Raw genomic sequence first — 13,711 nt, forward strand, 5'->3', positions numbered from 1 at the left:
GCCTGTGCCGTCCCGGACCCGCCTGTGCCGTTCCCGCCCCGCCTGTGCCGTCCTGTGCCGTCTTGTGCCGTCCTGTGCCGGACCCGCCTGTGCCGGCCCCGCCGCGCGTACGCCGTCGCGGGGTCCGCCTACGCCATCCACCGGTCCGGACGGGCGTCCCTGCGCCCCGTCCGGGACCGTTCCGCCTGGGCGTGCAGCAGGTCCGCCGCCTCGGCCGCGTCCCGCAGCCGGGCCGTCACCGACTTGTTCGCCCCGGTGTCCACGTGGACGTCGGCGACTCCCCGGGCCCGCATCCAGGGCCCCTGGGCCAGCCGTACGCTCTGCACCTTGGCGTGCGGCACCAGCGCCAGGACGCGCCGCAGCAGCCCGTACCGCACCGCGAACACCGTGTCGGTGACCGCGAGCCCGTAGCCGCGCCACCACAGCGGGACGCACCACCGCGCGCGCCGTGGCGGCCGGGACAGCGCCGACGGCGGTGGCACGCTCACCCCGGGCAGCACCCGGGCGACGACCGACTCGGCGATCTCCCGCGGAGCGACGGGCAGCAGCAGCGAGTTGGACGAGCCGGCCACGTCCAGTTCGACCCGTACCCAGCCTCCCCCACGTCCGGCTCCGCCCGTCCGGGGGGACCGCCACCGCCGCCAGAGCAGCGGCTCGACGATCCGCACGGTCTGCACCCGGCCGGGCGGCACCGTCTCGTGCGCGCGGTCCAGCAGCCCGTGGTCGATGCGCAGCCCGTCGGGTGACTCGCCCACGGTCCAGTCGTACTCGGTGACGAACCGGCCCACACTGCTCGCGCCCGCCGCGCCGAGCAGCGGAAGCGCCGCGGCGAGGACCGTCCACAGGCTGTGGGTGGCCACCCACAGCAGCGGCAGCACCACCACGGCGACGACCAGCCAGCCCCAGGTCGCCCCGGTCAGCAGCAGGGAGACGGCGAGGACGCCCGGTGGCACGCGCAGCATCTCCCGGGAGGGCGCCTCGCCGACCTCGTGCGCCGTCTCGGGAGCGAAGCCGGCCGCCCGCGCGAGCAGTTCCGCACGCAGCGCACGCGCCTCGCCGGCGCCGAGGAACGCGAGCTCGTCCTTCTTGTCGGTGCCTATGACGTCGAGTTTGAGCTTCGCCACGCCCGCGACCCGCGCGAGCAGCGGCTGGGTGACGTCGATCGCCTGGATCCGCTCCAGCCGGATGTGCGCGGTGCGCCGGAACAGCAGACCGGTGCGGATGCGCAGTTCGCTCTCGGTCACCGCGAAATGGGTGAACCACCAGGTCAGGAAGCCGTAGAGGGCTGCGGCCGGGAGCAGCACGGCGAGTCCGAGCAGCAGGGTGGTCGTCGTCAGCCGGGTCAGCTGGCGCTGCGCCTGGTCGGGGTCGTGCAGTGCCCAGCCGATGAGCACGGCGACGGGCGCCCAGGCCCTCCTGAGCGGCGTGACGGGGTGCAGCCGCCGCTCGGTGACGGGAGGGCGCCCGCGTACGTTCCCGGCGCCCCCGGGCGCCTCGGAGGGCACGTCCTGAGGCACGTCCTGGGGGACGTCCGGGGCGGTCACAGCCCCGCCGATCGGGCCTCGCCCAGCTCGGTGAGCCGGTCGCGCAGCCGTTCCGCCTCGGCCGGATCGAGGCCGGGGATGGTCGCGTCGGTCGCCGCGGCGGCGGTGTGCAGCTGCACGCTGGCCAGCCCGAAGTGCCGTTCGACGGGCCCGGAGGTGACCTCCACCAGCTGCATCCGTCCGTACGGCACGACCGTCTCCTGGCGCCACAGGACGCCCCGGCTGATCAGCAGGTCGTCGGCGCGCTCGGCGTAGCGCCAGGAGCGCCAGTTGCGCTCCACCAGCACCCATCCCCAGGCCGTCAGCGCCAGCGGCAGCACCGCGAAGCCGGCCCAGCCGGGCCCCGCCAGCAGCCCCGGCACCAGTGCGGTGGCCAGGGTCAGCGCCCCCAGCCAGACCACCAGCAGCAAGCGCCGCATCCGCAGCAGTCCGGGCGGCAGCGGGATCCACACCGGCTCGTCGCCGGTGGCCACCGGTGCCGCGGGCCCGGCCGCCCCCGGTGCCTCCCCGTCCGCCGGACGTCCCGTTCCCGCCGTTCCCGTGTCGTGCGGGCTCCCCGTCTCCATGGGGCCAGCGTACGTAGGGGAGACTGTGTTCATGACTCCTACGACGGAGACCATGGTCGGAATCGGCGGCGCCGCGGAGAGCACCGACATGGTGCTCAACATCGGGCCCCAGCACCCGTCCACGCACGGCGTGCTGCGGCTGAAACTCGTCCTGGACGGCGAGCGCATCGTCCACGCGGAGCCCGTGATCGGTTACATGCACCGGGGCGCGGAGAAGCTGTTCGAGGCGCGCGACTACCGCCAGATCATCATGCTGGCCAACCGGCACGACTGGCTGTCGGCGTTCTCCAACGAGCTGGGCGTGGTGCTCGCCGTGGAGCGGATGCTCGGCATGGAGGTGCCCCAGCGCGCGGTGTGGCTGCGCACCCTGCTCGCCGAGCTGAACCGGGTGCTCAACCACCTGATGTTCCTCGGCTCCTATCCGCTGGAACTCGGCGGCATCACCCCGATCTTCTACGCCTTCCGGGAGCGCGAGGAGCTCCAGCACGTCATGGAGGAGGTCTCCGGCGGGCGGATGCACTACATGTTCAACCGCGTGGGCGGCCTCAAGGAGGACCTCCCCGCGGGATGGACCGCACGCGCGCGTGCCGCGGTCGCCGACGTGCGCTCCCGCATGGACCGCTTCGACGACCTGGTGCTCGGCAACGAGATCTTCCGGGGCCGCACCCGCGACGTCGGCGTCCTCTCGCCGGAGGCCGTGCACGCGTACGGCGTCAGCGGGCCCATCGCGCGGGCCTCGGGCGTCGACTTCGACCTGCGCCGCGACGAGCCGTACCTGGCCTACGGCGAGCTCGGGGACGTCCTGAAGGTGGTCACCCGCGCGGAGGGCGACTGCCTGGCCCGCTTCGAGTGCCTCCTGGAGCAGACGCACAACTCCCTCGACCTGGCCGACGCCTGCCTCGACCGGCTCGCCGGGCTGCCGCCGGGCCCGGTCAACCAGCGGCTCCCGAAGGTCCTCAAGGCGCCCGAAGGACACACGTACGCCTGGACCGAGAACCCGCTCGGCATCAACGGCTACTACCTCGTCAGCAAGGGCGAGAAGACCCCGTACCGGCTGAAGCTTCGCTCGGCGTCGTACAACAACATCCAGGCGCTCACCGAGCTGCTGCCGGGGACGCTGGTCGCGGACATGGTGGCGATCCTGGGGTCGATGTTCTTCGTGGTCGGAGACATCGACAAGTAGCCCCTCCGCGGCGCCGGGCGGCCCCGCGTGACCCCGTGCGGGTCACTCCGCGAGCACGTCGGGGATGCCCACCGGCTGCACCAGCCATCCGAAGTCGCCGAGTCCGCCCGGCGCGGTGAGCTCGGCGGCCTCCCCGGCGCTCGCGAGGGCGCGCACGTACCCGGCCGGGTCGCTGGAGGCGAGCGCGAGCGGTGGGCGGGCGCCCGTGACACCCAGGGAACGCAGGGCATCGCGCTGCGGGAGCAGGCGGGCGCCGGGGAGCCCGCAGGCCGCGGCGCAGGCGTCCAGGGCAACGTGCGCGGTGATGTCGCAGGAGCCGTCCGGCACGGGCGCCGTCTCCCGCCCCCGCCGGAAGCCGGTGAGCGTCCCGAAGGGGGGCCGGGAGCCGGTTGCGTGCGCGTAGTCCACGGCGACGGCCAGCCCCCGCCCGACCGCGGCGACGGCCGCCGCCCACGCCTCGTCCCGGGGCGCCCCGATCTCGGCCCGCAGCCCTTCGGCCGCCGTGGAAGGCGCCCCGCCCTCCGAGTCAGCGGCCGTGGAAGGCGCCCTGCCCTTCGCGTCAGCGGCCGTGGAAGGCGCCCTGCCCTTCGCGTCAGCGGCCGCGGAAGCCGGCCTGTCCTTCGCGTCAGCGGCCGCGGAAGCCGGCCTGTCCTTCGCGTCAGCGGCGGTGGAAGGCGCCCCGCCCGTCGAGTCGTCCGTCGTAGGGGGCTCCCCGGCCGTTGCGGGTCCCGTCGCCCGCAGGGGCCACCACCGGGCCAGCCACTGCGCGTCCGCGCCGGTGACCGGGTCGCCCAACCGCTCCGTTCCGTCCCTGCGGACCTGCACCAGCCGGGGCACGCCCTCGGGGTCCACCTCGGCGACCTCCAGGGGAACGTTGTCCAGCCACTCGTTGGCGAACAGCAGGCCCGTGATCCGCTCCGGGGGCTCGGCCCGCCACCGGATCCGGTCGTCGAGGCCGTCGGGCCGGCCGGCCAGCTCGACGGCGTACGCACGCGTGCGTGCGGCCACCTCGGCGGGCAGCGCGGCCAGCACACCGGTGACCAGTTCCCCGCGTCCGGCGGCCATGTCGACGAAGTCGAGCGCCGCGGGCCGCCCGAGCGCCTCGTCGACCCGGCACAGCAGGCGGGCCACGGCCTCGGCGAACAGCGGCGAGGCGTGCACCGACGTACGGAAGTGCCCGGCCGGCCCCTCGGGCCCGCGGTAGAAGCCGCGGGGCCCGTACAGCGCGTCCCGGGACGCCGCCCGCCACCCGCGCCACTCGTCCGCCGTCCGTGCCGTCCCCGCCGTCTCCGTCGTCACCGGCCCAGGCTAAGGGCAGGATCGCGCCGGGCCTCCACCTTGCGGAGTACGCGTGCCGAGCGGGGATCGGTCCTTCGGTTGACCCTTGCACGCATCCGACTTCCCTACGCTGGGTTACGTGCAGCGCCTCTATGACTTCCTCCGCAGGCACCCGGCATGGGTCGACGGCTTCTGGGCCGTCGTCCTGTTCGGGATTTCGGTGCTGGGCGGAGCGGCCGGGGAACAGAGCCGGGGGACCGACCTGCCGGCCGTCACCGTGCCGGTCATGCTGCTGCTGTCCCTGGTCGTCGCGCTGCGGCGCCGGGTGCCGGAGCGCATGCTCGTCCTCGCCTTCGCCGTGGGCGTGGCGCAGCTGATCCTGGACGTGCCGACGCTGCCCGCCGACTTCGCCCTGCTGGTGATCGTCTACACGGTCGCTGCCATCGGCGCCCGCTGGGCCTCCCGGTTCGCCCTGACCGCCGGCCTGGTCGCGGCGCCGTTGGCCCAGCTGCGCTGGCCCAGCGAACACACGGGCACGGCGGGCAACATCGCCATAGTGATCTTCCAGACCGTGCCCTTCGCCCTCGCCTGGGTCCTCGGCGACTCCATCCGCACCCGCCGCGCCTACTTCGCGCAGCTGGAGGAACGCGCCGCCCGGCTGGAGAAGGAGCGGGAGGCGCAGGCCAAGGTCGCCGTCGCCGCCGAACGTGCCCGGATCGCGCGCGAGCTGCACGACGTCGTCGCGCACAACGTGTCCGTGATGGTGGTCCAGGCCGACGGCGCCGCCTACGTCCTGGACGCCGCGCCGGACCAGGCGAAGAAGGCACTGGAGACCATCTCCTCCACCGGCCGCCAGGCCCTCGCCGAGATGCGCCGCCTGCTCGGGGTGCTGCGCACCGGCGAGCACCAGGAGGCCGGTGAGTACGTGCCCCAGCCGGACGTGCAGCAGATCGAGGACCTGGTGGAGCAGTGCCGGGGCTCCGGACTGCCCGTGGACTTCAAGATCGAGGGGACCCCCCGCCCGCTGCCCAGCGGCGTCGAGCTCACCGCCTACCGCATCGTGCAGGAGGCGCTCACCAACACGCGCAAGCACGGCGGACCCAACGCGGGCGCCAGCGTGCGCCTGGTCTACTTCGACGACGGGCTCGGGCTGCTCGTCGAGGACGACGGCAAGGGCGCCCCGCACGAGCTGTACGAGGAGGGCGGCTTCGACGGCCGGGGCCACGGCCTGATCGGCATGCGGGAACGTGTCGGCATGGTCGGCGGGACCCTGGACGCCGGCCCCCGGCCCGGCGGAGGATTCCGCATCAGTGCCCTGCTGCCGCTCAAACCCGCGCACTGACGGCTCCGCACGCCCCCAGCTGACACCTGTAACAACGGAAGAGGACCCGATGACGATCCGCGTGATGCTCGTCGACGACCAGGTGCTGCTGCGCACCGGGTTCCGGATGGTGCTCGCCGCCCAGCCGGACATGGAGGTCGTGGCGGAGGCGGGCGACGGCGTCGAGGCCCTCGAGGTGCTGCGCTCCACCGCCGTCGACGTGGTGCTGATGGACGTCCGCATGCCCAAGCTCGACGGCGTGGAGACGACCCGCCGGATCTGCGCGGACACCGACCCGCCCAAGGTGCTGATCCTGACCACCTTCGACCTCGACGAGTACGCCTTCTCCGGGCTGAAGGCGGGCGCCTCCGGCTTCATGCTCAAGGACGTGCCGCCGGGCGAACTGCTCGCCGCGATCCGCGCGGTGCACAGCGGCGACGCCGTGGTCGCCCCCTCCACCACCCGCCGCCTCCTGGACCGCTTCGCGCCGATGCTGCCGGGCACCGGGAAACAGGCCGAGGTCAAGGAACTGGGGCGGCTGACCGAGCGGGAGCGGGAGGTGATGGTGCTGGTGGCGCAGGGCCTGTCCAACGGCGAGATCGCGGCCCGGCTGGTGCTGTCCGAGGCGACCGTGAAGACCCACGTCGGCCGCATCCTGACCAAGCTGGGCCTGCGGGACCGCGTCCAGGTGGTGGTGCTCGCCTACGAGACGGGGCTGGTCCGGGCCGGCGGGCACGGCTGAGGGGCCGGACGCCGGCCCTGCCGCCGCCGGAGCCGTGCCGTCGACACCTCGGAGCCGTGCCACCGATGACACCCGAGCCGTGCCGCCGGCTGTTCCACCGGTGGCTCCGACCGTCTTGCGGACCCGGCTGACCGAAGGGCCCGGCGTCGGTAGGGTCTGCGCATGCTCCTGTGGATCAACGGCCCTTTCGGGGGCGGCAAGACACAGACCGCACACGAGATACGGCGCCGCCTGCCCGGCAGTGTCATCTGCGACCCGGAGCACGCCGGTTTCGGCCTGCGCCGCATGCTCCCGCCCGAACTGCGCGACGACTTCCAGGACCTGGCCTCCTGGCGGCAGGGCGTCGTCGAGGTCCTCGACCTCGCCCTCACCCGGCACGACGGCGTGGTGATCGCGCCGATGACCGTCACGGACTCCGGCCATTTCGCCGAGACCGTCGGCCGGCTGCGCGCACTGGGCCACGACGTCCGGCACTTCACCCTCCTCGCCGAACGCGAGACCGTGCTGCGCCGGCTGCGCGAGCGCGGCTTCGGGCACCTGCTGCGGTACGTCGGCGGCGGGCGGGACGCGGGCCTGCGCCGGGAGAGCTGGGCGGTGCGGCGGCTCGACCACTGCCTGGAACGGCTCGCCGAGCCGGAGTTCGCCGAACACCTGTGGACGGACCGCACGACCGTGCCGAAGACGGCGGACCGCATCGCCGTACTGGCCGGACTGACCCTGCGCCCCCACCGCGAGGGCCGTCTGCGCACCCGGCTGCGGCAGGCGGGCGTCGGCATCCGGCACATCCGCTTCGACTGAGCTCGCCTCCGCCTCGCCCGGCGGGGAGCACGGCGGCGGCGCTGCCCACGCTCAGCGCAGGAGCCCCTCCAGGAAGTCGCTGCCCAGCCGGGCCACGACCGTCACGTCCAGTTGGTGCAGCACGTAGCGCCCCCGGCGGCGCGTGGTCACCAGCCCCGCCTTCTTCAGCACCCCCAGGTGCCGGGATATCTCCGGGGCCGTCATGCCGTGCACCTGCGCCAGCTCGCCGGTGGTGTACGCGCTGCGGGCGAGGTGACGGCACATGCGCATGCGGACGGGGTGGGACAGGGCGGTCATCCGCAGGCCCAGCTGCTCGACCGTCGGCGGGGCGGCGAGCCCGGGGGAGCCGACCGGGTAGTGCAGCACCGGCTGCCAGCCGTACCGGTGCAGGACCATCAGGTGCGGCCAGCCCAGGCTCGTGGGGATCAGCAGCAGGCCGCCGCCGCCCGTGGCCGTGCGGTCCTCGCCGAGCTTGTCCACGGTGACGCGGGCGGTGGTCTCGTCGAGTGTGACCGCGGGGGACACTGCGGCCAGGGCCCCGGCGAGCCCCTTGTGCCGCAGCACGTCCGTCTTGTGGCGGGCGTCCGCGGCGAGTTGGTGGCGCAGCCGGGACCACGCCTCCGCGAAGAACGCCTCGTCGCAGTCCCGCAGGAACTGCCGCAGCCAGGTGCGGATCCTGGGCGGGTCGGCCAGCAGCCGCTCGGTGAACCGCAGTTGCCCCGGCCCCCGCGCGGCCGCAAGTTCGAGCGAACGGCGGCGCAGTGCCTTGTCGGTGAGCGGACCGGGGCCCGGCGTGCCGTAGGGGAGGGCGCAGGTGAACTCCAGGGCGGCGTCCACGAACTGCTCGTCCGACAGCTTGTCCAGCAGGTCCAGGTCCTCGGCGAGGGTGCTGCCCGGGAGCGCGGCCCCGCCCGGGAGACCGGCGCACGGCAGGAACAGGTCCGAGAAGGTCGTCCGCCACAGGAAGTCGGCCTCGCACATCCGGTCCGCCAGATGCGGGTCGAGCCGCGCGGTCACCCCCGTCACCCAGCCCTGGAGTCCCGGGTGGTGCCCCGGCTCGGACAGCGCGTGCAACGCCATGCCGAGCTCGGCCAGGGGTGAGGGCACGGCGGCCACCCGCTCCGGCCGCAGCCCCGTGACGTCGATGCTCACGCTCATGCCCACATGGTGCACCCCGCCACTGACACCACGGCACCCTTCGCCCGAGCCGCCCGAGCCGCCGCGGACGGGCCCGTCGCACCGGTCAGCCGGCCAGTGCCCGCAGCCGGGTGACGAAGTCCGCGACCGCCGCCCGCACGTCCGCGACGGTCCACTCGAGGCCGGCCGCCCGCACCGAGACCTCGGTGCGGGCCAGGCCCGGGCCGGTGCGCTCCCAGGCGGCGGTGAAGGGCATGGTCCCCGTCTCCTCGCCCTGGAGCACCGCCGCCTCGGCGAGCAGGTCGGCGTCGTAGGGCAGCCAGAGCTGGAACTCGTGGGTGTGCGGCTCCTCGGGGTGCACGCGCGCCCAGGGCACCCCGGCCTCGGCGAACCCCTCGCGCAGCGCGGCGGCGACCACGCGCGCGTGGGCCACGTACCGCGGCAGCCGGGGCAGCTCGCGCTCCAGGCCGACGAGGGCCGACAGCACCGTGGGGAACTGCTGGAAGACCTGACCGCCGTACCGGTGGCGCCAGGCCCTCGCCTCCTCCACCAGCGCCCCGGGGCCCGCGAGCGCGGCACCGCCGAAGCCGTCGAGGGACTTGTAGAACGAGACGTAGACGCTGTCGGCGAGGCCCGCGATCTCGTCCAGGGGGCGGCCGAAGTGGGCGGTGCACTCCCACAGGCGCGCCCCGTCGAAGTGCACCACCGCGTCCCGTTCCCGCGCGGCGTCCACCACCCGGGTCAGCTCCTCCCACGCGGGCAGGACGAAACCGGCCTCCCGGAGCGGCAGTTCCAGCATCAGCGCCCCGAAGGGCTCGTCGAACCCGCGGATTTCCTCCGCCGTCGGCAACCGCGGCTCGGCGGTCACCCGCAGCGGGCGCAACCCGCTGACGGTGCTGAACGCGTGCCGCTCGTGCACCTCGGGGTGGGACAGTGCGTGCAGCGCGACCGCGGGGCTGCCGGTGCGCCCCGCCCAGCAGCGCAGCGCCACCTGCTGGGCCATCGTGCCGGTCGGGAAGAACACCGCTGCCTCCGTGCCCAGCAGCGCCGCGACCCGCTCCTCCAGGACCTCGACGACGCCGTTGCCGTACATGTCGGCCGGACTGTCCAGGTCGTACACCTCGGGCGCGGCCTCCTGGAGCAGCGCCAGCCGCTCCCGGATCGTGCTCCGGAAGCCGGGGCGGGAGAACACCCGCCCGGCGTGCCGGGCGGCGGCCGCGCGCCGCTCCGCCCTGCGCGCCCCGTCCGGCTCCGCCCCGCCCGGTTCCTCGTCCCCGCCGCCCCGTTCCGCCGCATCGCTCATGCCCGTGATCATCCCGCGCCCCCTCCGCGCGGTCACCCCACCATTTCCGCACGCGCGTGTGCGACGACGGCGCACGGAAACCCACAGCCTGTGGACAACGGAACGACCCCGGAACCGATCGCGTTAACATGACGAGAAATCGTCCGGTACCCCGAGCGGACTGGAACGGGAAGGCCGCCGTCGCGTGAACACAACCCCACAGCCCGATCCCAGGGACCGCCCCGCGCGGCTCACCGTCGGCGTCGTAGGCGCCGGACGCGTGGGTCCCGCCCTGGCCGCCTCCCTCCAGCTCGCCGGGCACCGCCCGGTGGCCGTCTCCGCCGTCTCCGCCGCCTCCCGCAGGCGGGCGGAGCAACTGCTCCCCGACGTGCCGGTGCTGCCGCCCGCCGAGGTCGTCCAGCGGTCCGAGCTGGTGCTGCTCACCGTCCCGGACGACGCCCTGCCCGGCCTGGTGTCCGGACTCGCCGACACCGGCGCGGTGCGCCCCGGACAGCTCCTGGTGCACACCTCCGGGCGGTACGGCGCCAAGGTGCTGGACCCCGCCCTGCGGGTCGGCGCGCTGCCCCTCGCGCTGCACCCGGCGATGACCTTCACCGGCACCCCCGTCGACGTGCAGCGGCTGGCCGGCTGCTCCTTCGGCGTCACCGCCCCCGAGGAGCTGCGGCTGGCCGCCGAGGCCCTGGTCATCGAGATGGGCGGCGAACCGGAGTGGATCGCCGAGGAGAACCGCCCGCTCTACCACGCGGCCCTCGCCCTGGGCGCCAACCATCTGGTGACTCTCGTCGCCCAGTCCATGGAACTGCTGCGCACCGCCGGCGTAGGCGCCCCCGACCGGATGCTCGGCCCGTTGCTGGGCGCCGCCCTCGACAACGCCCTGCGCTCCGGCGACGCGGCCCTGACCGGTCCCGTCGCGCGCGGTGACGCGGGCACGGTGGCGGCGCACGTCGCCGAACTGCGCCGGCACGCCCCGCAGACCGTCGCCGGCTATCTGGCGATGGCCCGCGCGACCGCCGATCGGGCGCTCGCCCACGGCCTGCTGAAGCCGGAACGTGCCGAAGACCTGCTGGGCGTGCTCGCCGAAGGAGCGGAGCTGCCCGAGAACCGGGGAGACCAATGAGCCGCGCCTTCGAACTCGTCCCGACCACCGAGGACCTGGGTTACGTCCTGGACCACTTCGCCGTGCCGGGCCGCACCGCCGTCGTGATGACGATGGGCGCCCTGCACGAGGGCCACGCGACGCTGATCCGCGCGGCGCGCGGGCACGTGGGCCGGGACGGCTTCGTGACTGTCACCGTCTTCGTCAACCCGCTGCAGTTCGGCGCCGGCGAGGACCTCGAACGCTACCCGCGCACCCTCGACGCCGACCTGAAGACCGCGGAGCAGGCGGGCGCCGACATCGTGTTCGCGCCGTCGGTCGACGACATGTACCCGGGCGGCAGGCCGGAGATCGGCCTGCGCGCGGGGGCCATGGGCGAACGCCTCGAGGGCGCCGCGCGCCCCGGCCACTTCGACGGCATGCTCACCGTCGTCGCCAAGCTGCTCCACCTGACCCGCCCCGACGTGGCGTTCTTCGGGCAGAAGGACGCCCAGCAGCTCGCCCTCATCCGGCGCATGGTGCGCGACCTGGACTTCCGCGTCGAGATCGTCGGCGTGCCCACCGTGCGCGAGGAGGACGGCCTCGCCCTGTCCAGCCGCAACCGCTACCTCTCCCCGCGGGAGCGGCGCACCGCCCTCACCCTGTCCCGTGCCCTGTTCGCGGGCCGTGACCGGCACGCCGCCCAGGAGGCGCTGCGGGCGCGGGCGCGGGAGGTGCCCTCCACGCGTGCGCGTGCCGAGGCGCTCAGCGCCATAGGGGAGTCCCGCGCGGCGGCCGACGCCCACGCGGTCGCCACCGCGGCGGGCGGCCCGGCGGCCGTCCGCGCCGCCGCCCGCCAGGTCCTCGACGAGGCCGCCCGACTGGACCCGCCCCTGACGCTGGACTACCTGGCGCTCGTCGACCCCGCCGACTTCACCGAGATCGGCGACGACTTCACCGGCGAGGCCGTCCTCGCGGTGGCCGGCCGGGTCGGCAGCACCCGGCTCATCGACAACATCCCGCTGACCTTCGGAACGTTCGGAGCCGCCTCGTGACCAGCACAGGCATACGACTGCACGCCCCCGCGCCCGGGTGGTCCATCGACGCGGACGTGGTGGTCGTCGGCTCCGGTGTCGCCGGCCTGACCGCCGCACTGCGCTGCGAGGCCGCCGGCCTGACCACCGTCGTGGTCACCAAGGCCCGCCTGGACGACGGCTCCACGCGCTGGGCGCAGGGCGGCATCGCCGCGGCGCTCGGCGAGGGCGACACCCCCGAGCAGCACCTGGACGACACCCTGGTCGCCGGCGCGGGCCTGTGCGACGAGGAGGCCGTGCGCATCCTCGTCACCGAGGGCCCCGACGCCGTCCGCCGGCTGATCGCCACCGGCGCGCAGTTCGACGAGTCCGCCGAGGGCCGCCTGGAACTGACCCGCGAGGGAGGCCACCACCGTCGCCGCATCGCCCACGCGGGCGGTGACGCCACCGGCGCGGAGATCTCCCGCGCCCTGGTCGAGGCGGTACGCGCGCGTGGGATGCGCACCATCGAGAACGCCCTGGTCCTGGACCTGCTGACGGACGAGAACGGCCGCACCGCGGGCGTGACCCTGCACGTCATGGGCGAGGGCCAGCACGACGGCGTGGGGGCGGTGCACGCCCCGGCGGTGGTCCTCGCCACCGGCGGCATGGGCCAGGTCTTCTCCGCCACCACCAACCCGTCCGTCTCCACCGGCGACGGCGTGGCACTCGCCCTGCGCGCGGGAGCCGAGGTCAGCGATCTGGAGTTCGTCCAGTTCCACCCCACGGTCCTCTTCCTCGGCCCGGACGCCGAGGGACAGCAGCCCCTGGTCTCGGAGGCGGTGCGCGGGGAGGGCGCCCACCTGGTGGACGCGGACGGCGTGCGCTTCATGCAGGGCCAGCACGAGCTGGCCGAGCTCGCCCCGCGCGACATCGTCGCCAAGGGCATCATGCGCCGCATGCAGGAGCAGGACGCCGAGCACATGTACCTCGACGCCCGCCACTTCGGCGCCGAGATGTGGGAGCACCGCTTTCCGACGATCCTCGCCGCCTGCCGCGCCCACGGCATCGACCCGGTCACCGAGCCCGTCCCCGTCGCCCCGGCCGCCCACTACGCCTCCGGCGGCGTGCGCACCGACTCCCACGGTCGGACCACCGTCCCCGGCCTGTACGCGTGCGGCGAGGTCGCCTGCACCGGCGTGCACGGCGCCAACCGCCTGGCCTCCAACTCCCTGCTGGAGGGCCTGGTCTACGCCGAGCGCATCGCCGCCGACATCGCCGGGAACACCCTGCACGCGCGCGTGCCGCAGCCGCTGCCCACCGTGGACCGTCCCGCGCACCCCCTCCTGCCCCCCGAGGCCCGCTTCGCCATCCAGCGGACCATGACCCGGGGCGCCGGCGTCCTGCGCTCGGCGGCCTCCCTCTCCCGCGCGGCCGACGAACTCCAGCGCCTGCACGCCGACGCCCGCGACGCCCTGGACGAGAACGGCAAGACCGCCGAGCCCGGCGTCGACACCTGGGAAGCCACCAACCTCATGTGCGTGGCCCGTGTCCTGGTCGCCGCCGCACAACGGCGCGAGGAGACCCGCGGCTGCCACTGGCGGGAGGACCACCCCGGCCGCGACGACACGGCCTGGCGCCGCCACATCGTCGTACGGCTCAATCCCGACCGCACGCTGGCGGTGCACGCCACCGACACCACAGACTTCCCACCGACCCTCCCTCCCCAGGCCCCCCAGGAGCAGTGACAG

General features: G+C 74.6%; 12 protein-coding genes. 7 read left to right on the forward strand and 5 right to left on the reverse strand.

The window, feature by feature from the left end:
• Positions 1–128 precede the first annotated feature (128 nt).
• Together ACFYOV_RS07460 and ACFYOV_RS07465 are read right to left on the reverse strand one after the other, a co-directional pair.
• The gene (locus ACFYOV_RS07460) at positions 129–1,505 is read right to left on the reverse strand and encodes a PH domain-containing protein (RefSeq protein WP_389084133.1); all 1,377 of its coding nucleotides are present in this window, start codon (positions 1,503–1,505) and stop codon (positions 129–131) included.
• Positions 1,506–1,540: 35 nt separating this feature from the next.
• A complete protein-coding gene (locus tag ACFYOV_RS07465; protein WP_389083913.1) occupies positions 1,541–2,110 on the reverse strand; it encodes a PH domain-containing protein in 570 nt (189 codons plus the stop codon).
• Between the two features lie 31 nt (positions 2,111–2,141).
• On the opposite strand from ACFYOV_RS07465, the gene ACFYOV_RS07470 reads away from it, so the two are divergent.
• Positions 2,142–3,293 carry an NADH-quinone oxidoreductase subunit D gene (locus ACFYOV_RS07470; RefSeq protein WP_389083915.1) on the forward strand — a complete coding sequence of 384 codons (1,152 nt, stop codon included), beginning with the start codon at positions 2,142–2,144 and terminating at the stop codon, positions 3,291–3,293.
• 42 nt (positions 3,294–3,335) lie between these two features.
• Here the strand turns inward: ACFYOV_RS07470 and ACFYOV_RS07475 are convergent, their stop codons facing one another.
• Positions 3,336–4,592 (reverse strand): SAM-dependent methyltransferase, encoded by a 1,257-nt coding sequence (locus tag ACFYOV_RS07475; protein WP_389083918.1) that lies wholly within the window; start codon positions 4,590–4,592, stop codon positions 3,336–3,338.
• A 118-nt stretch (positions 4,593–4,710) separates the two neighbouring features.
• Between ACFYOV_RS07475 and ACFYOV_RS07480 the strand changes: the two genes are divergently transcribed.
• From ACFYOV_RS07480 to ACFYOV_RS07490, 3 genes are all read left to right on the forward strand, one after another.
• The gene (locus tag ACFYOV_RS07480; protein ID WP_389083921.1) at positions 4,711–5,913 is read left to right on the forward strand and encodes a sensor histidine kinase; all 1,203 of its coding nucleotides are present in this window, start codon (positions 4,711–4,713) and stop codon (positions 5,911–5,913) included.
• 49 nt (positions 5,914–5,962) lie between these two features.
• Positions 5,963–6,634 (forward strand): response regulator, encoded by a 672-nt coding sequence (locus tag ACFYOV_RS07485; protein WP_389083923.1) that lies wholly within the window; start codon positions 5,963–5,965, stop codon positions 6,632–6,634.
• A 162-nt stretch (positions 6,635–6,796) separates the two neighbouring features.
• Positions 6,797–7,432, forward strand: a complete 636-nt coding sequence (locus ACFYOV_RS07490) for an AAA family ATPase (protein WP_389083926.1) — start codon at positions 6,797–6,799, stop codon at positions 7,430–7,432.
• Positions 7,433–7,483: 51 nt separating this feature from the next.
• Here the strand turns inward: ACFYOV_RS07490 and ACFYOV_RS07495 are convergent, their stop codons facing one another.
• Both ACFYOV_RS07495 and ACFYOV_RS07500 read right to left on the reverse strand, forming a co-directional pair.
• A complete protein-coding gene (locus tag ACFYOV_RS07495; protein ID WP_389083928.1) occupies positions 7,484–8,590 on the reverse strand; it encodes a DUF5937 family protein in 1,107 nt (368 codons plus the stop codon).
• 85 nt (positions 8,591–8,675) lie between these two features.
• Positions 8,676–9,872, reverse strand: a complete 1,197-nt coding sequence (locus ACFYOV_RS07500) for a threonine aldolase family protein (RefSeq protein ID WP_389083930.1) — start codon at positions 9,870–9,872, stop codon at positions 8,676–8,678.
• A 184-nt stretch (positions 9,873–10,056) separates the two neighbouring features.
• Between ACFYOV_RS07500 and ACFYOV_RS07505 the strand changes: the two genes are divergently transcribed.
• From ACFYOV_RS07505 to ACFYOV_RS07515, 3 genes are read left to right on the forward strand one after another with little or no spacing between them, the layout of a single operon-like run.
• Positions 10,057–10,989, forward strand: coding sequence for a Rossmann-like and DUF2520 domain-containing protein (locus ACFYOV_RS07505; RefSeq protein WP_389083932.1), 933 nt, complete (start codon positions 10,057–10,059; stop codon positions 10,987–10,989).
• Positions 10,986–12,002 (forward strand): pantoate--beta-alanine ligase, encoded by a 1,017-nt coding sequence (gene panC, locus ACFYOV_RS07510; RefSeq protein ID WP_389083934.1) that lies wholly within the window; start codon positions 10,986–10,988, stop codon positions 12,000–12,002. The genes ACFYOV_RS07505 and panC overlap by 4 nt, the downstream gene beginning before the upstream one ends.
• Positions 11,999–13,708 (forward strand): L-aspartate oxidase, encoded by a 1,710-nt coding sequence (locus tag ACFYOV_RS07515; protein WP_389083937.1) that lies wholly within the window; start codon positions 11,999–12,001, stop codon positions 13,706–13,708. The genes panC and ACFYOV_RS07515 overlap by 4 nt, the downstream gene beginning before the upstream one ends.
• The last annotated feature ends 3 nt before the right edge of the window (positions 13,709–13,711 follow it).

Source organism: Streptomyces sp. NPDC005931 (genome assembly GCF_042871235.1).
GTDB lineage: Bacteria > Actinomycetota > Actinomycetes > Streptomycetales > Streptomycetaceae > Streptomyces.

Coding starts and splice junctions, on each gene's coding strand:
- ACFYOV_RS07500 (WP_389083930.1), bottom strand. CDS start 9,872: ATGAGCGATGCGGCGGAACGGGGCGGCGGGGACGAGGAACCGGGCGGG.
- ACFYOV_RS07495 (WP_389083928.1), bottom strand. CDS start 8,590: ATGAGCGTGAGCATCGACGTCACGGGGCTGCGGCCGGAGCGGGTGGCC.
- panC (WP_389083934.1), top strand. CDS start 10,986: ATGAGCCGCGCCTTCGAACTCGTCCCGACCACCGAGGACCTGGGTTAC.
- ACFYOV_RS07465 (WP_389083913.1), bottom strand. CDS start 2,110: ATGGAGACGGGGAGCCCGCACGACACGGGAACGGCGGGAACGGGACGT.
- ACFYOV_RS07470 (WP_389083915.1), top strand. CDS start 2,142: ATGACTCCTACGACGGAGACCATGGTCGGAATCGGCGGCGCCGCGGAG.
- ACFYOV_RS07485 (WP_389083923.1), top strand. CDS start 5,963: ATGACGATCCGCGTGATGCTCGTCGACGACCAGGTGCTGCTGCGCACC.
- ACFYOV_RS07490 (WP_389083926.1), top strand. CDS start 6,797: ATGCTCCTGTGGATCAACGGCCCTTTCGGGGGCGGCAAGACACAGACC.